Origin of the sequence: Endozoicomonas sp. ISHI1 (assembly GCF_024606225.1) — a bacterium.
Classification (GTDB): domain Bacteria; phylum Pseudomonadota; class Gammaproteobacteria; order Pseudomonadales; family Endozoicomonadaceae; genus Endozoicomonas_A.
Map to the genome: position 1 here is coordinate 33,875 of NZ_JAGRPU010000040.1, position 17,940 is coordinate 51,814.

At 48.9% G+C, this 17,940-nt stretch carries 14 protein-coding genes; 9 read left to right on the forward strand and 5 right to left on the reverse strand.

The window, feature by feature from the left end; all coding sequences use genetic code 11:
• Positions 1-20: 20 nt before the first annotated feature.
• The 4 genes from KBW69_RS19515 to KBW69_RS19530 all read left to right on the forward strand — a co-directional run bounded on the left by KBW69_RS19515 (position 21) and on the right by KBW69_RS19530 (position 7,025).
• Positions 21-1,553 (forward strand): F-box protein, encoded by a 1,533-nt coding sequence (locus KBW69_RS19515; RefSeq protein WP_257281946.1) that lies wholly within the window; start codon positions 21-23, stop codon positions 1,551-1,553.
• A gap of 134 nt (positions 1,554-1,687) precedes the next feature.
• Positions 1,688-4,669, forward strand: a complete 2,982-nt coding sequence (locus KBW69_RS19520) for an HsdR family type I site-specific deoxyribonuclease (RefSeq protein WP_257281947.1) — start codon at positions 1,688-1,690, stop codon at positions 4,667-4,669.
• A 55-nt stretch (positions 4,670-4,724) separates the two neighbouring features.
• Positions 4,725-6,002, forward strand: a complete 1,278-nt coding sequence (locus KBW69_RS19525; protein ID WP_257252432.1) for an AhpA/YtjB family protein — start codon at positions 4,725-4,727, stop codon at positions 6,000-6,002.
• Between the two features lie 24 nt (positions 6,003-6,026).
• The gene (locus KBW69_RS19530; RefSeq protein ID WP_257281948.1) at positions 6,027-7,025 is read left to right on the forward strand and encodes a hypothetical protein; all 999 of its coding nucleotides are present in this window, start codon (positions 6,027-6,029) and stop codon (positions 7,023-7,025) included.
• A gap of 5 nt (positions 7,026-7,030) precedes the next feature.
• On the opposite strand, the gene hisF is transcribed toward KBW69_RS19530, so the two are convergent.
• The 5 genes from hisF to KBW69_RS19555 form a co-directional block, all read right to left on the reverse strand.
• Positions 7,031-7,804 (reverse strand): imidazole glycerol phosphate synthase subunit HisF, encoded by a 774-nt coding sequence (hisF, locus tag KBW69_RS19535; RefSeq protein ID WP_257281949.1) that lies wholly within the window; start codon positions 7,802-7,804, stop codon positions 7,031-7,033.
• Positions 7,805-7,837: 33 nt separating this feature from the next.
• A complete protein-coding gene (locus tag KBW69_RS19540) occupies positions 7,838-8,224 on the reverse strand; it encodes a DUF4870 domain-containing protein (RefSeq protein WP_257254972.1) in 387 nt (128 codons plus the stop codon).
• A gap of 40 nt (positions 8,225-8,264) precedes the next feature.
• The gene (gene hisH / locus KBW69_RS19545; protein ID WP_257254971.1) at positions 8,265-8,909 is read right to left on the reverse strand and encodes an imidazole glycerol phosphate synthase subunit HisH; all 645 of its coding nucleotides are present in this window, start codon (positions 8,907-8,909) and stop codon (positions 8,265-8,267) included.
• Positions 8,910-8,967: 58 nt separating this feature from the next.
• Positions 8,968-9,561: an imidazoleglycerol-phosphate dehydratase HisB gene (gene hisB / locus KBW69_RS19550; RefSeq protein WP_257254970.1), complete on the reverse strand. Its 594-nt coding sequence runs from the start codon at positions 9,559-9,561 to the stop codon at positions 8,968-8,970.
• 149 nt (positions 9,562-9,710) lie between these two features.
• The gene (locus KBW69_RS19555) at positions 9,711-10,454 is read right to left on the reverse strand and encodes a hypothetical protein (protein ID WP_257281950.1); all 744 of its coding nucleotides are present in this window, start codon (positions 10,452-10,454) and stop codon (positions 9,711-9,713) included.
• A gap of 249 nt (positions 10,455-10,703) precedes the next feature.
• Here KBW69_RS19555 and KBW69_RS19560 point away from each other — a divergent pair, with 249 nt between their 5' ends.
• From KBW69_RS19560 to KBW69_RS19580, 5 genes are all read left to right on the forward strand, one after another.
• Entirely contained in the window at positions 10,704-12,461 is a 1,758-nt protein-coding gene (locus KBW69_RS19560; protein ID WP_257254968.1) for an SPOR domain-containing protein, read from the forward strand.
• Between the two features lie 104 nt (positions 12,462-12,565).
• Positions 12,566-14,650 carry an AsmA family protein gene (locus KBW69_RS19565; protein ID WP_257281951.1) on the forward strand — a complete coding sequence of 695 codons (2,085 nt, stop codon included), beginning with the start codon at positions 12,566-12,568 and terminating at the stop codon, positions 14,648-14,650.
• Between the two features lie 253 nt (positions 14,651-14,903).
• Positions 14,904-16,139: a hypothetical protein gene (locus tag KBW69_RS19570; protein WP_257254966.1), complete on the forward strand. Its 1,236-nt coding sequence runs from the start codon at positions 14,904-14,906 to the stop codon at positions 16,137-16,139.
• Positions 16,123-17,037 carry a metal ABC transporter solute-binding protein, Zn/Mn family gene (locus KBW69_RS19575; protein WP_257281952.1) on the forward strand — a complete coding sequence of 305 codons (915 nt, stop codon included), beginning with the start codon at positions 16,123-16,125 and terminating at the stop codon, positions 17,035-17,037. Before KBW69_RS19570 ends, KBW69_RS19575 begins: the two co-directional genes overlap by 17 nt.
• On the forward strand, positions 17,037-17,831 hold the full coding sequence (locus tag KBW69_RS19580; protein ID WP_257281953.1) for a metal ABC transporter permease: 795 nt from the start codon (positions 17,037-17,039) through the stop codon (positions 17,829-17,831). Before KBW69_RS19575 ends, KBW69_RS19580 begins: the two co-directional genes overlap by 1 nt.
• Positions 17,832-17,940: the final 109 nt, after the last annotated feature.

Genomic DNA, 17,940 nt, shown 5'->3' on the forward strand with positions numbered 1-17,940 from the left:
TCGCTGGAGAGAAATCAGATATGCATGATATTAAAACTAACGCCATGGAAGGCTCACAATCACCACCACCTAAGCGAGCTCGATTGGAAACACCCACGGGTACCAGTGCGGGTAGGCTCATCACTGTACCCGACGGGGAACAAAAGGAAAATACTACATTGCTGAATTTACCTTCAGTGACTTTTAGCCAAATTTTCCATTCTTTGAAACTTAAAGAGATTCGCAGTGTACAAAAGGTATGTACCCACCTTCGCGATGTTGTCAAAGAGAATAGAGCCTTGGCAAAAGCATGGTTTCGCCAGTTTCCTGCATCACACCAGGATCAACTGAAGATGGCCATGGCTACAAAAACGAATAAGCAAGTCTACGATTGGTTAAAGTCGTTTACGAATGATGAGACGTTAGCCAAGTCACTGTCAGATCGCCGACAGGGGGGGAATTATTTAACGGCTCTGTTGTATTTCACCAAGATTAACCTGATGTCTGGATGTAAAACATTTACTTTAGAGGACACCATCATTTGCGAGGAGCATGAAGTTGAATCAGCCCACCTCAGTGTCGATGGCCGCTATCTGGCTACCGCATGCAATGACGGAACAGTAAAAATCTATGACTACAGCACTGATGGATCACGGGTGAATACCACCATTACCCATGACAACATTGTCAGATCAGTCATCTTCAGCCCCAATGGTAAACACCTGGTGACCGCCAGTTGGGATAACACGGCGATGATATATAGCTTGGGGGACGATGGCGTATGGCAACACAAAGCAACACTTACCCATATTAACGTGGTCCTATCAGCCATTTTTAGCCCCAATAGCTGCCATGTGATAACCGCCAGCCTGGATAATACAGCGCAACTTCATAGCCTTAAGGCCGATGGATCATGGGAACCTGTCCACTTGATTCATCATAATGGTATAGTCCAAACAGCCATCTTCAGTGCCGATAGCTGCCGTGTGGTGACCGCCAGCCGGGATATGACGGCAAAAATCCACAAACGAAAGACCGATGTAGAATGGCAAGAAGAAGATAGTATTTCCCATAGTTTTGCTGTCATGTCTGCCAGCTTCGGCCCCGATTGCTGTCATGTGGTGACTGCCGGTCAGGATCGCATAGCGAAAGTCAGCATGAAGCAGGCCGATGGATCATGGGAACTACTGATTGCCTTTCACCACAAAGATCAGGTCAATTCGGCCAGTTTCAGTCCCAATGGTCGCTATTTCGTGACTGCCTGCGAAGACGGAAGCGTGACAATCTTCGGCCGACAAGCCTATGGTAAATGGGAGCAAGTAGCCATCTTTTACCATAAGGGTGCGGCCAGATCAGCTACCTTCAGCCCCGATGGTAGCCTTTTGGTGACTGCCAGTAATGACGGAACAGCGAAAATTATTGGCCAGGAGGACGATGGGACATGGTCAGAAAAAGGCAAGATTGTCCATAAAGACTCTGTCCTTACCGCCACCTTTAACGCCGATGGTAGCCGTATAGTGACCGCCAGTAGTGACAAAACGGTGAGAATCACTGAACTACGGAGAGGTAATTGATTGTTGTCTGTTGCAAAACCGCCAGACGGCAACAGTGAATCAGAGTTCATCGTGATCCGGTAGTTCCATTTTCGGTAGTGCCCTTATTTGATCCAGTGACTGCTTTGGCGCTTTAATCGTTCTGATTTTGACAAATGACTTACGTTTATGTAGCAGGCTTGAACACGCCCGAAAAAATGCTGGTGAACGTCCGTGAGCAGTTGCAGACACTGAATAACGTCAGGTTTCAGGATGGCGAGTGGCTCCGGTTTGTCGAACAGTATCTGGACAATCCCAGCGACACCATCATTGATAAAACCCGCAAGGTTCATGACGACCACATTTTTGATTTTGTGTTTGACGATGGCCATATCAAAAACATCTACCTGCTGGATAAACAGAATGTCGCCCGCAACAAAGTGCAGGTGATCAAACAGTTTCAACAAACCGGCACCCAGGCCAACCGCTATGATGTCACCCTTCTGGTGAATGGCTTACCGCTGGTGCAGATTGAGCTGAAAAAGCGCGGCATTGCCATTCGGGAAGCCTTTAACCAGGTGCATCGCTACAGCAAGGAGAGCTTTAATGCCGAGAACTCGCTCTATAAGTACCTGCAGCTGTTTGTGATTTCCAACGGTACCGACACCCGTTACTTCGCCAATACTACCCAGCGCAATAAAAACAGCTTCGATTTCACCATGAACTGGGCGAAATCCGATAACACCCTGATTAAAGACCTGAAGGATTTTACCGCCACCTTCTTTCAGAAAAACACATTGCTCAGGGTACTGCTGCACTATTGTGTTTTCGATGTCAGCAATACCTTGCTGGTCATGCGCCCCTACCAGATTGCCGCCACCGAGCGCATTTTGTGGAAAATCAGAAGTTCCTATCAGGGCAAAAACTGGAGTAACACCGAGAGTGACGGCTATATCTGGCACACCACCGGTTCTGGCAAGACCTTAACCAGCTTTAAAGCCGCCCGTCTGGCCACTAAGCAGGATTTTATTGATAAGGTCTTTTTTGTGGTAGACCGTAAAGACCTCGATTATCAGACCATGAAAGAGTACCAGCGCTTCTCACCCGACAGCGTAAACGGCTCAGACAGCACAGCAGGTTTAAAACGCAACCTCGCTAAAGACGACAACAAAATTATTGTGACTACCATTCAAAAGCTGAACAACCTGATCAAAAGCGAGAGCCATCTGCCTGTCTATCAACAACAGGTCGTGTTTATTTTTGACGAAGCCCATCGCAGCCAGTTTGGTGAAGCGCAAAGGAACCTGAAGACGAAGTTTAAAAAATACTATCAATTTGGTTTTACCGGCACGCCGATCTTCCCGCAAAATGCGCTGGGCGCAGACACGACAGCAAGCGTGTTTGGCCGGGAATTACACTCTTATGTCATCACCGATGCGATACGCGACGAAAAAGTGCTGAAGTTTAAAGTGGACTACAACGATGTACGACCACAGTTCAGAAACCTTGAAAAAGAAACGGATGAGCAGAAGCTCACCGCCGCTGAAAACAAGCAGGCCTTTTTGCATCCGGAACGTATTACTGAAATCTCCCGGTACATACTGAATAACTTCAGGCAAAAGACTCACCGACTGCAAGCCGGTGGTGCAGGCTTCAATGCCATGTTTGCCGTCAGCAGTGTGGATGCGGCCAAAGCTTACTACGAAAGCTTCAGAACCCTACAGAATAAAGACCATCAGGAACAACCGGGCAAAAAGCACCTTAAAGTGGCCACTATCTTCTCTTTTGCAGCCAATGAAGAACAGGATGCCGTCGGGGATATTGTTGATGAAAGCTTCGAAGTCTCCGCCATGGACAGCAGTGCCAAAGAGTTTCTGAGCGCCGCTATTGCTGACTATAACACCCACTTTAAAACCAATTTTGGTGTCGATAGCAGAGGCTTTCAAAACTATTACCGTGATCTTGCCCAACGGGTAAAAAAACAGGAAGTCGACCTGCTGATCGTTGTCGGTATGTTCCTGACGGGTTTTGATGCCCCCAGGTTAAACACCTTGTTTGTTGACAAAAACCTGCGTTATCACGGTTTGATGCAAGCCTATTCCCGTACCAACCGGATTTATGATGCCACCAAGACCTTTGGTAATATCGTCACCTTCCGTGATCTTGAGCAGCCAACGATCGACGCTATCACGCTGTTTGGTGATAAGAACACCAAAAACGTCGTGTTGGAGAAGAGCTACAAAGAGTACATGGAAGGCTTTACCGATCTCACCACAGGCGAAGCTCGCCGTGGCTATCTGGAGGTTGTCGCAGAACTGCAAAGACGCTTTCCAAAGCCTGATGAAATTATCAAAGAGCAGGATAAAAAAGACTTCGCAAAACTCTTTGGTGAATACCTGCGCGTTGAGAATGTGCTGCAAAACTACGACGAGTTTGCAGGTTTGAAAGCCTTACAAACTGTGGATATGGATAATCCTGAGACCGTCGAGGCGTTTAAAGCCAAATACTATCTGAACGACGATGACCTGGCAGCCATGCAGGCTATCGAGGTGCCTTCTGAGCGGTTAATCCAGGATTATCGCTCAACTTACAACGATACCCGTGACTGGCTACGTCGTGAGAAAGCCGCCAACCAAAAAGAAGAATCCAGCATCGACTGGGACGATGTTATCTTTGAAGTGGACCTTCTGAAATCTCAGGAAATCAACCTTGACTACATCCTGGAACTGATTTTTGAGCACAACAAAAAGAATAAAAACAAAGCCGACTTGATTGAAGAAGTCCGTCGTCTTATTCGTGCCAGTCTCGGGAACCGTGCCAAGGAAAGTCTGATTGTTGATTTTATCAACCAGACCGACCTGGATAACATCGGAGATAAAGCCAGCATCATTGATGCCTTCTTCACGTTCGCGCAGGCTGAACAAAAACGCAAGGCCGAAGAGCTTATCCGCTCTGAAGAGTTAAACGACGATGCAGCCAGACGCTACATCAGTAGTTCATTGAAACGGGAATACGCCAGCGAGAACGGTACTGACCTGAATGCCACTCTTCCCAAAATGAGCCCACTGAACCCGCAATACAAAGCCAAAAAACAGTCAGTATTCCAGAAAATGGCTGATTTCGTGGAAAAATTTAAAGGCGTGGGCGGTCAGATTTAACCACACCGTCGTCTTTGCAAAAATCCCCCGACATAACACCCCAGGAGGTTCGGCCTTGTCATTGCCGAAAAAAATCATCACCCTGTTTGCCAGACAATCAGCAGCCCTGTCTCTTCGCCAGCAACTGTTACTGATGTTTGGTCTGCTGTTCACAGCCCTGACGCTGTCTACCGTCTTTCTGGTCAGCAGCGAACTGGAGTCCACCAGCCGTCATCAGGCTGACTCGATCGGAAACCTGCTGAGTGCCCAGACAGCCAGTGCCGCCACTGATATGCTGGTCACAGGAGACCGTCTCAGTCTCAACGTACTGCTGGGGCAGCTGGTGCAGAATCCCTATGTCGCCAAGGCCGCCATTTACAGCATTGATAATCGTGAAATAGCCTCTTCAGAAAGTGACCAGGTCGGCGAGAAAGGTGAAACCTATTCGTCACCCATACATTATCAGGACGTGATCGCAGGTTATGTCCGTCTGCAACTGGATAAAGGGTTACTGACCCAACACCCCGGTGATGCGCTGACACTGATCATTACTGTCAGTATCATTCTTCTGGTCAGTGGCTTGCTGTTGCTCTACTTTTTCGCCTCCGGCATCACTTTCCGGCTCAACCTGATTGAAAGACAGTTGCATTCTATTCTGCAATCCCCTACCAATCCCGTCTCCTGCAGAAACGAAATACTGCGACTCTCTGGCTTTGTGGAAAAGCAGCTCACTGAAAAACTGATGGATTCTGTTGAACCGGAACCCGTGGAAGAGGAAAAAGAGGAAGTCTCAGCCATTGTCAGTGTTCGTAACAAAAACATGCCCCGATTACGGCAACTGCTGGCTCCCCATGATCTGATGCACATTATTGAGACGCAAAACGAAGCTCTGAAACACGCCGCTCAACAGTATCAGGGAGAGTTAAGTTACACACCTGATGGCACCGGGTATATTCGTTTCTCCAGTCTTGAAAGTGCCTCCTTTGCTGTGGACGCCTTGAGTTGTGCCCTGTTGATTCAAAGCCTTAACAGAGTCGTTGGCGAGCAGAACATTGCTGCGCTGGAGATTGGGTTGGGAATCTGTGTCAGTGATGGCATCGCTGATTTCCCCGATACAGAACACCCCTCACAATCCGACAGTGCCGCCAGTAATGCCCTGATGCTGGCAAGCCTGCCGGGTTCGGAAGGTATTCACATGTTCCGTGACCAGCTCAACTGGCTACCTGCCGGAGAGCCCGAAATAAAAATCAGTGAACAGGGTGAGGATATTGTGGAGATCACCGGACTGCCTGCTGAACAGCAGGAAGTCATTCAGCAGGAAGCTTATGACATCAGCCGGGAGCTGGAGTTGTAAACCTGTCGTTCGTTTGGAGGGATTATGAAGCCCAATCTAACCCTAGTTAAAACAGCGATAGCTATCGCCATTAGCTTGAACTCATACGCCTACAGCAGCGGTAATTACTCAGACAACACGACGCAGACGACAACACTTACCCTGACTCCGACCACTGAAAACCAACAAATCCTGGATATAGTATTTCCAAAATACACGACGGTGTTTGGTATTAAAGTTCGGGGCACGGAAAAAGTGCCCGATGAGAAACTGCTTCATGCTGCGAGAATCATGGCTGAATATCTCGATAACAATGATGATGGTGTTGTCGATAATCAGCCAGTGCTTGATAGCTTAGTTGCACAAAAAGCCACTCTGACCATGATAGCTGACGATTCCGAGCTACAGCCCGTGCGGAATAAAGTCGGAAATAATAAGAAGCTGACCAATCTGCAAGACCTGAAAGCAAGCGAAACTCACCCAAATGGCGCAGCCAGAGGCGTATTTGATGGCGCTCTCGAAGAGGTTCTACATTTGATCACCCGTCTTGGCTATAGCAAAGTTTATCCTGAAGCTCTGGGTGAGCAACATGGTTCATTGATTGCCGATGCTATGGACAAAGCTCGTGGTGGTCGGTTTGATAACATCCCGGACAGTTACCCTGCAAACGCCTGGTTCACTTATGAAGATGAAAGCTGTGACTACAGTTGTATGATCACTGAATATACTTATTTTGCACTGACTTCGATTCTTGGTGGTCAACAGTTTCCGGGTCGATTGCAACAAATCCAAAACGAATGGATTTTAAACACCCGGTTGAGAGTAAAATCAGTTGACCGTGATGTTTACAATATCTTAACTAATCCGTTTTATTCACTGCCCAGTGTATTACCCGATGGTCAGTACAACTCGGCCACCTTCAAGATAAAAATGGGTGCTGATGAGTCAAGCACAACCGCCCATGATTCTACGACGAAGGCAGAGCAACCGTTAATCGTGTTGCTCGTCGCACTGATGACTGTTTTTGGGAAAATAATGTTGTAAGCACTTCAGACTCTCATTTCAATGCCATGCCTGGCCATGTAGGCCTTGGCTTCCGGGATAGAGTATTCACCAAAGTGAAAAATACTCGCCGCCAGCACTGCATCGGCCTTGCCTGCTTTTACAGCCTCAACCAGATGATCCAGGTTTCCCGCACCACCTGAAGCAATCACAGGTATTTCCAGGGCATCGGAAATGGCTCGGGTCACACCAATGTCGTAACCGTTTTTCACGCCATCCTGATCCATGCTGGTCAGCAGAATTTCCCCGGCTCCCAGCTGTTCCATTTTCTTCGCCCACTTAATGGCATCCAACCCGGTTGGCTTTCGGCCACCATGGGTAAAGATTTCCCAGCGATCAGGCTCGTCTGACAGGCTGACCTTCTTGGCATCGATGGCAACAACAATGCACTGGCTACCAAAACGATCAGCAGCTTCCTGAACAAACTCAGGGTTAAAGACAGCCGCCGTATTAATACTAACTTTGTCGGCACCGGCATTAAGCATGGTACGAATATCTTCCACCTTGCGAATGCCGCCACCGACTGTGAGAGGGATAAACACTTCACTGGCCATGCGCTCAACCGTATGAACCATGGTGTCGCGGTCTTCGTGGCTGGCAGTGATATCCAGAAAGGTGATCTCGTCAGCACCTTCTTCGTTGTACCGACGAGCCACCTCAACAGGGTCACCGGCATCACGGATATCAAGAAACTGAACGCCTTTCACCACTCTGCCGTTATCAACATCAAGACAGGGAATAATTCTTTTCGCTAAGCCCATTGAACGGCCTCTCTATTTTCTGCATTGAACCGATTAAAGGCTGACCAGACGCAGGCATACCGGATATCTATACTCATCTCCGCTGCTGGCTTTCATGCTGGCCCGGATCACAAAAATCAGGGCAAAAACCACTGCAAACGGAATCAGGGGAAGAAAGAGCAGTCCGATCAGAACGGCATTCAGTAATCCCCAGATCGCAATCACCAGCATCACGGTAATCTGGAAATTCAAAGACTCTTTAGCATGATGGGCAATAAACGCAGACTGATCTTTTTTCTGATACCAGATCAGAAAAGGGATCAATATGTTCATGCCCGGCAGGACACAGCCAAATAAAGTCAGGATATGGGAGAAGACCGCCCAATTCTTTTCATTGGAATCGGGCTTCTTCATAAATGGTTGTAAAGCGTCTATGTCCATTTTTTTTGACTCGAACGTTTTTAAAGTGTCGAGCCCCTCTCTATGGATTCCAGTTCAAAAAGTTCTCAAGCAGTTTCAGGCCACTGTCAGCGCTTTTCTCAGGGTGAAACTGCACCGCAAAAATATTGTCCCGTGCTAAAGCCACATCAAAATCAACACTGTAGTGACAACGACCGACGGCCATCCCATCGTCGTTCGCATGAGCATGATAGCTGTGGACAAAATAGAAGCGGGCGTTATCTTCGATGCCTTTCCAGAGGGCATGGTCACGATGTTGCTGAACCGGGCTCCAGCCCATGTGGGGGACTTTCAGTTTATCTCCACTCTCATCCACCAGCCCCTTGCCAAAAAATTTTACTCGCCCGGGCATCAGACCCAGGCAGTCAACGCCACCATTCTCTTCGCTGTGATTCAGCATGACCTGCATACCAACGCAGATACCCAGAAGCGGGCGCTGACTTTCGACCACTTCCCGCACTACATCATCCACGCCTTTGGCACGAATTTCTGCCATGCAGTCACGGATAGCCCCGACGCCGGGAAGTACTACATGATCTGCCTGCTGTATAATTTTCGGGTCAGAAGTCACCTTGACACAGGTATCGCTGCTGGCCACGTGTTCCAGAGCTTTACTGGCAGAGTGAAGGTTACCCATCCCATAATCGATGACTGCAACGGTCTTCATTCTTTTAACTCACCGGACAGTTTATTTGTTTCGCTCATGGCTGCTTTTTCGCTGTTGATTAAAGCGAACCTTTGGTGGACGGCATCTGGCCAGCCATGCGGGGATCCAGTTCCAATGCCATTCTCAGTGCCCGGCCGAAAGCCTTGAAGACCGTTTCTATCTGATGGTGAGCATTGCGACCTCGCAGATTATCAATGTGCAGTGTCACATTGGCGTGATTAACAAAGCCCTGGAAGAATTCATAGAACAGGTCAACATCGAACTTGCCAATCATGGCCCGGGTAAAATCAACATTAAACTCAAGACCGGGACGTCCGGAAAAATCGATGACCACTCTGGAAAGCGCCTCGTCCAGCGGTACATAGGAGTGGCCGTAGCGGGTCAGGCCTTTCTTGTCACCAATGGCTTTGGTGAACGCCTGACCCAGGGTAATACCGATATCTTCTACGGTATGGTGGTCATCAATGTCGTTGTCGCCCACAGCCTTGACGTCGAGATCAATCATGCCATGACGGGCAATCTGGTCCATCATATGATCAAGAAAGGGAACACCTGTGTCGAACTGGCCCTTGCCATTACCATCCAGATTGATATCAACCCTGATCTGGGTCTCCAGCGTATTTCTTTCAACACTGGCCTTGCGCTCAGCCATGATAATCTCCGATTGTATCTATTCTGTGCATGGAGTCTGACCCGTTGTTAATAATGCCAGACTCTGATTAAGACCATTCTAACCTGAATGCCTGCCGACTCCCGGACCAAAACCCGGCTATTATACGGAGCAGCTCCGAAGCAGGCGAGCTATTCATCTCGTACTTTGTCGAAAAGGTCACCTTCAAGCCTCTCGAGCAGCCTGTCAATCTGCTTTCGCTTGTTCTGTACAAGCCTGCCACCGGAAGGTCTTTCACGGTCATTGGCCCAGTCCTCCGACCAGCCTACCGTAAAATCCACACACTGTTCAGAAAACTGAGGCAGTGAAAATATCTTGGACTGCTCCAGACAGCCGGTAAGGAAATTATCAACATCCGACTGTTGAATAGGGTATTTGCCCACCGCTTTCTTGATATTTCCAGGCTTGACGACATATATCCAGATTTGCCCTTGCTCGGGTAGGTGACCACCAGTCATGCTCTTGAGTTGTCTGACATTCATCAAGACCCTGCAGTTCAGGGTTTCAGTGCGATCCAGACTGCGGATCTGCTGATCGGATGATGCCAGCAACAAGCCATTGAATAACGTCCCTTCTTTCGGGGTAACACCCAAAACGGTTCTGGTTGGTGATTTTTCAACGACCCTGACAAACCAACCCCGCTGATAACCACTGACCCAGACAGGAAACTCAACCTCATCTTTGTTCAGCTTTTTCTCCCGGGCTGCTTCCAGTATCAGCGTGCCAGAAGCCACCAGATATTGCTTTTGACGGCTATCGACCCCGGGGAAACATGACGAATCCAAAGCCCACGAAGAGATGGGCAAAACCAGACAAAAACCCACCGCCAACCATCGTTGATATGACATTACCCTAAAAGTACCCATTATCTCCATAACCTGTTCCTCAGACATCCAAACGGCATAGGCAGATAACCCCCCCAACCAGCGTCAGGCAAACAACCACACCTCATAATAGTCGCTGAAAAACATGCCATAGCATGCGGTTGCCCATTCATTGAGTTCGCTGCTTCCAGTTCAATGGGTCATACAACATTTGGCATTTAAAAAATTAATTCATCACAACACTTGCAATTAATTCACATATCTGATTTTTTAAAAGCAATGGTCAGAAGGATCTGATTCATGTCTGCTCAAGTGCTGTTTAAGGACAAAACGCTCAGGCTGGGAGTCGTTGCTTCCCTGACGACACTGATCGCTGTTTCAGCGGACGCTCTCTTATTGCCTCCAAAACCTCTGGCACTGAGTTCATCGTGGGATTGTCGCTCAGGACCTAACAGCGACTGGCTATGCAGAAGCAGCCAGACAGATCGTTACGAACAACCTCTGGAAACCGCTGCGTATTCTGCTTCAGATAGAAACAATGGGTATCCGGAAACGATTCCTCAGAATCAATATCAGCCTGCCAGAGCCGAGCCAGAAATCGACTCCTCGCGGACGTCAGTGCAGCCTGACTATCAACGGCGAGATAACTACGCCAATCCCAACCAACAGACGACTCCGAAACAGCAACCCCGGCAAAGCATCAACGAACTGCTGAGTTCGGAACACGGGAGCTTTGTTATTCAGTGGCTTGCAACACATACCGAAGAGCCATTAAGGGATTTGCAGCGTCGTTTCCCGGTTCTGCAACAGGCGACGATTGTTCGCTATCAGCGCAACAACAAAGATTGGTTTGTATTGCTGGACGGACCTTTCAGAGATAGCCAGTCAGCGATGACAGCCCTCAACAGCCCTCCCCGGTTGTTGCTGACCGACAAGCTCTATCCCTGGACACGCTCTCTGGCCAGCATTCAGAAGCTCAACCTGATTATGCCGGGAGAACTCAGAGCTCCCGGCGGCCCCTCACAGCCATTTAACGAACAGCGTTATGCAGATAATGATCCTCTTAAGCCGGATAATAATCGTTTGTTTGCCAGTATCGCGCCCGCCTACCCAAAGGTGCAACCAGCAGAAACCTATCGGGACTACAACACTGACCCTTACCAGACTTCTGAGCCAATATTTGGATCTTCCTATCAGTCCGACCCCTATTACGATGAGGAAGCACTGGATTTGAATTACAGCACTTCGAGTACACAACGTTATGCCCGGACGATGCCTGAAGCGGATCGTTTCCAAGCAAGAAAGCACTACCAACAGAGCCACCAACAGAGCCACCAACAGGACAGCTATTCAGCTTATTCAGCCCGGAAAGAGATCAACGAATACCGTCGTCCAAAAGAAACCAGAGAGTACCGAGAGCCTGCCAAACAGAGCATCCTCGGAGCCTCCCCAAACAGTTACGCTATCCAGTGGCTGGCTGGAACCCGAAGAGATACTCTCGAAAGAGTCCGCAGGCGCTATGCACAGTTGAGTGACGCCCAGATCATACACTACCGAAAAGGACGACAAGACTGGTTTTTGCTCGTAGGCTCCCCCTATACCAGCAAAGGTCAGGCTAAAAGGGCACTTTCCAACCCGGAGCTGGCGCGTATTTCTACACGTCTGTACCCCAGAGTCCGATCAGTTAATGAACTAAAAAGTCTCATATCAGCTAAGCCAGAAAGGGCTCAGCAGATTCACTCCCAGATAGTTACCCAGCCAAAGGGGTCGGTCTTCAGCGGAACGGGTAACAGCTACACTATCCAGTGGTTTGCAGCCAACAAGCCGGAAGCCATTGAGAAGCTGAAGAAACGATTCCCTGAATTGAGATCTGCTGTCACTGCCCGATACCGTAAAAATCAGAAAGACTGGTATGTTCTTCTGCAAGGTCAGTTCAGCAGCAGTAAAGAGGCTCTGGCTGTTCTTAATTCACCCCAACTGAAAGACGCTGTTCAGGTTCTCTACCCTTGGACCCGCTCGGTGAAATCCCTCAAGAAACTTCAGGCCCGGGAGAGTTAGGAAACAATATTTTCATCCCCCTTGCCAACTCCTCAAACACTTGCTGTACACTACCCTGAACAAGCAATAACAACACTTTGTACCCTGAGATCCCGAGGTCTCCCATGAATCGTGCAATTAAACTCATCGCCTCTGTGGTGGCTGGCATCATTATTCTTGTGGTTGCCGCTGCCCTGATTCTTCCAAAAGTGATTGATCCCAACAATTACCGGGATGACATTTCCAAACTGGTTTATGACAACACAGGCCTGACACTCACGATTGACGGCCCCATTGACTGGTCGGTCTTTCCCTGGCTGGGACTTTCCCTCGAGCAGGTGAATGTAAAAGGTGCAGACAACTCCGATCTGGCTGAACTGGGTAAAGCGGAAGTCAGCGTTAAACTGCTACCGTTGTTAAGCAAAAAAGTAGAGATGCAAACAGCCAGACTGATAGGGCTAGAGCTCAACCTGGTCAAAAATGAGTCTGGCCAAGGCAACTGGGAAGTTTCCAAAAATGCAGCCAGCCAACCGACAGCAACAGTGACCACAACCGTTATAACGCCCGAAGGTAAAACCGAATCTGCTCCTCTGGAGCTGGATATTGCCCATGTCACCGTTGAAGGATTGGTGATCCGTTACAACGACAAGAGCACAGGCAAAACCTATCTGGTTGATCAGGCGGGATTGGAAACCGGGGCAGTTCGCAACAATGAGCCTTTTGACTTCAATCTGAAAGCGCGCATTAGAAGCGGTGAACCGGATCTGACGCTGATGACTGGCATCAGTGGCGTTCTGAAATTCAACCTTAAAGACGGCACTTATGATCTGAAAGATCTCAATATCTCCGCCAGCCCGGCAGAAGAGAACCTTGTTGGGGAAAGCGCCGAAACCCTGCAAATTGTTGGCTCTTTGAATATTCAGCAAAAACCACTGATGGTGAAAGGTCACCTCGATGTCACTCAATTCAATCCGGGCAAGTTTCTAAAAGAGATCAAGATCCTGCTCCCGCCCATGGCAGATCCCGGGGCAATGACTCAGATGGCTTTCAAGAGCAGCTTTAGCACCGATGGTAATAGTTTCTCTGCGGACAAGCTGGATCTGACGCTGGATGGTTTCAACATCGATGGCTTTTTCAAAATCGGAAATCTGGAACAACAGGACATGACCTTTCAGTTCAAGGGCGGTGATCTGAACCTGGATCGCTATCTGCCACCAACTAATGAAGAGACAGCATCCAAAGAAGAAAAATCAGAAGGTGTTCAGAGCACAGAGCCCCCAACCGTTGCATCAGACACTGCAAAAGCACTTCAGCCAAATCAGGAGCTGCCACTGATTCCGGAAGACACCCTGCGTCCTCTGAACATCAAAGGCTCTTTGGGGCTGACTTCCCTGACCGTTGCAAAACTCATTTTTAATCAGCCTTCAGTCCAGCTCACAGCCCTGAAAGGGCGCCAGGATATCAAGCTAACTTCCGGCTTTTATGACGGGAGCATTGATCTGGACGGCAAACTCGATGTTCGCAAGAAAGGTGATCCCGACGTTCAGACAACAGCAAACCTGAAAGGTATCAACCTGCAGGCTTTGGCCCAGCCTATACCGGCGCTGAAGTCTATTGAGGGTAAAGTGAATGCAGACATGAGCCTGACGACCCATGGCCAGCTACAAAGTGTTCTGACCAGTAACCTGAACGGTAAGATCGACTTCAAAGTCGATCAGGGGGCCTTTACTGAGGCTAACTTTGACAAGATGGTGTGCGAGGGAATTGCCAGGATTCGCAAGCAGGATCTGCAGAAAAAAGACTGGGGTCATACCACCCGGTTCACCCAGCTTAGAGGCAGTTTCACCATTAGCAACGGGGTAGCCAGCAATAAAGACCTGACTGCTGCCCTGACCAACCTGAACCTCAAAGGTGACGGTAATATCAATCTGGTCAAACAGACTCTGGATTATCATTTGGGCCTGAACATCAGTGGCGACCGTGCTCCTGATAGCGATCCAGCTTGCGTGGTTAACGAAGACTACGTCAACGTCACCTGGCCGGTTCGTTGCCAGGGCAAGCTAGGCCAGCAGGAGTGTGGCGTTGACACCGAGCGTCTGGCCGACACTATTGCTTCACTGGCCAGACAGGAAGTGAAAAAGCGTCTGGAAAAAGAGATTGAGAAAAAAGCCGGACACTTGAAAGACGCTCTGAAAGGTCTTTTCAAGTAAATAAAACCAATTTTTCTAATTTTCTTGCTCTCTTCCCTTCACTCACCTTTGTCGTTATCAGTGAGGGGAAGTACATGGTGCCATAGCCATTCGTAGACAGCCACTGACAGATAAGTCGTCCTTCAGCCAAGCATCTATTTCGTATTTTGTTAACAATCTAAATTCGTTATGTTATAACATTTACAAAGCTGACAAATGTCGACTACATTTATTGCACCCAACGCAGCGATCATTTACGCATTAGGAGCCATCTGTGCCTGAAGTCAACTCGCCAGTCATTTCCACTGACTTCCATCCCCAACCCACCCTTGCAACTGCCTGTAAAAAAGCTACTCGCAAAAGATGGGCATGCCGCCGAATGGCAGAAGCGCTGATTCTGGTGGCAGCCTCTGCAACCGCGAATGCTGAAGGGTTCAGTCCAAACTTCAGCCTTATTCTGGACGGCCATTACAAGTCAGCCGACAGCGCTCTGAGCGAATACGATAAGGGCTTTGGACTGGGTCATACTGAATTGGGTGTCAGCGCGGGTATTGATGATCTTTTCTATGGCAAGTTCACCGGTGTAGTGCATGAGCACGATGGCAAAACCGAGTTCGAAACAGAAGAGGCATTCATCCAGACTCTGGCTCTTCCCGGTGGTTTGAGCGTTCGGGCTGGTCGATTCCTGTCTGATATCGGCTACCTGAACGGTCAACACGCCCACACGGATTCATTTGTTGAAAGACCTGCTGCTTACCGGGCAATGCTGGGGTCACATTATTATGACGACGGTGTTCGCCTGAGTTATGTAATGCCTACCGATACGTTCTGGACGATCGGTACCGAAGCTTTCAGCGGTGAAAAGATGCAGGCTGCAGATTTAACCGATCCAAAGTCAGTGGGAGTTTACACCGCCTTCACCAAAATTGGCGGTGATTTTAATGAAGAGCACAGCTGGCAGCTGGGTCTGAGCTATCTCAGGAATGACAACGGTGCCAACATCAGTAGTCATGATCATGAGCACGAAAACCATGAAGATCACGGACATGAAGAAGATGAGGGCCACAACCACTCTCATGACGCCCGGTTTACCGGCAAGAACACTTATATTGCCGATGCCGTGTGGAAGTGGGCTCCTGATGGCAACTATAAGTACCGCAGTCTGACCCTGACAGGGGAATATCTACAAACACGGGATCTCAGCGATACCATCGAGGCTAATGAAAAAAATGAAGGCTTCTACCTGAGCAGCGTTTATCAGATGACGCCTCAATGGGCAGTGGGTGCCCGTTACGGTGAGTTCAAAGGCTACGAAGCCCACGGCGATCATTTTGATGAGAAAAACCTGCAAGAAACTGAACTTATGGTGTCCTGGAGTTATTCACACTTCTCCACAGTCAGACTGCAATATACCCATCAGACCGGCGACGGTTTCGAAAACACCAACAACAACATCGTGACCCTTCAGTATGTCATGTCCCTTGGAGCTCACGATGCGCATACTTTCTAAACTGTTGCTGGCATTCGCTCTTGCCTTTCCAGTATCCAGTCATGGGGCATTGACCGTTTTTGCCTGTGAGCCGGAGTGGGCGGCATTGTCAGAAGCGATTGCACCTGAAGCAAAGGTTTACACAGCAACGACTGCCCGACAGGACCCTCACCATATTCAGGCTCGTCCTGGACTGATCTCGAAAATGAGGAAGGCTGACATAGTCGTTTGCTCAGGTGCTGAGCTGGAAATCGGTTGGCTCCCGGTTCTGCAGATGAAGTCAGCCAATCCAAAAGTCCAGACCGGAGACAAAGGGCTGTTCTTTGCGGCTGATCAGGTGGAAACCATCGGTAAGCTTGAGAAGGTAGACCCAACCATGGGTGATGTTCACCCGGAAGGAAATCCTCACCTGCATCTTGATCCTTACCGAGTAGAGAAAGTCACCCGGGCACTGGCAGAACGCATGGCAGAGCTTGACCCCGGGAACAGAGATCAATACAAAGCAAACGCCAAAAAGTTCTCAGAAAGATGGGAGGCCAACATCGAGCGCTGGGAAAAGGTAGCAGCTCCACTGAAAGGTAAAAACCTGGTCACTTATCACAGCAACTTTGACTATCTGCTGGAATGGCTGGGCGTGAATGTTGTTGGTGACCTGGAACCCAAACCCGGCCTGCCACCCTCAAGCAGACATCTGGCATCCTTGTTGGAGCTTTCTAAAAAGACGTCTATCGATGCCATCATATTCGCCTCCTATCAAGACAAAAAAGGTGCGGACTGGTTAAGTCAGAGAGCCGGTGTGCCTGCCAAAGAGTTGCCCATGACGATCGGCGGCAGCGAACAAAGTGTAGATCTGATTAGCTTGTATGACGATCTCATTCAAAAGCTACTGAAAGTGACAGGCAGTCCGGATAATTCATAATGGAATGGGCTTTTCTTTCAATAATCTTGCCTGCCCTGGTGGCAGGCATCATCGTTTTCAGTACTCATCTGGTTCTGGGACGACAGGTTCTGGGGCGTGGCATTATATTCATGGACCTGGCCATTGCCCAGATTGCGGCTATGGGCGCTATCGTCGCTCATATCCTTACTATGACCCAGGCTCACAGCCACAATTCCCACACCAGCTCCACAGGATTAGGGGCCTTAATGCCCTTTGTCTTTTCCATCAGTGGTGCTGGCCTGATTGCATGGCTGGCGAGGTATACAGAGAAAGAGCTGGAGGCCATTATTGGCTGCATTTATGTGGTCTCTGCGGTTTCTATCACGCTGCTTATGGCCAGTGATCCACACGGAGCTGAACATATTTCCAAGGCACTGAACGGTCATATCCTCTGGCTTGGCTGGCAAGATATGGTGGTTCCGGGTCTGGCCAGTCTGGCATTTCTTGCAGTGACAATCATTAGACCAGACATCCTTGATGGCAAGCTTTTTTATCCGATCTTTGCCGTGATGGTGACACTCAGCGTCAAAATGGTGGGTGTCTATCTGGTGTTCAGCGCCTTGATTATGCCTGCTCTGGCGGTCAATCAGCTATCTGGTAAAAAAGCGCTTACTTCAGGTTATCTGGCAGGATTAGCAGGTCTGACTCTGGGGCTAATGTTATCAAGCCTTTATGATTTCCCTGGCGGGGCGACTATTGTCGTCAGTTTGGCCGTCGTTTGCGTTCTGCTTAGACTGATAGCCAATGGAAAAGTGCCGCTACTAAAAATCTAACATAATCTGTAATTATGTAGACTTATCTACGCCGTCACCGTGGATGCACGACGAATCGTGTCTAACTCCACTCTTGCGTAGGGTTTAACGTCGAGCTGTAACGTGTCTC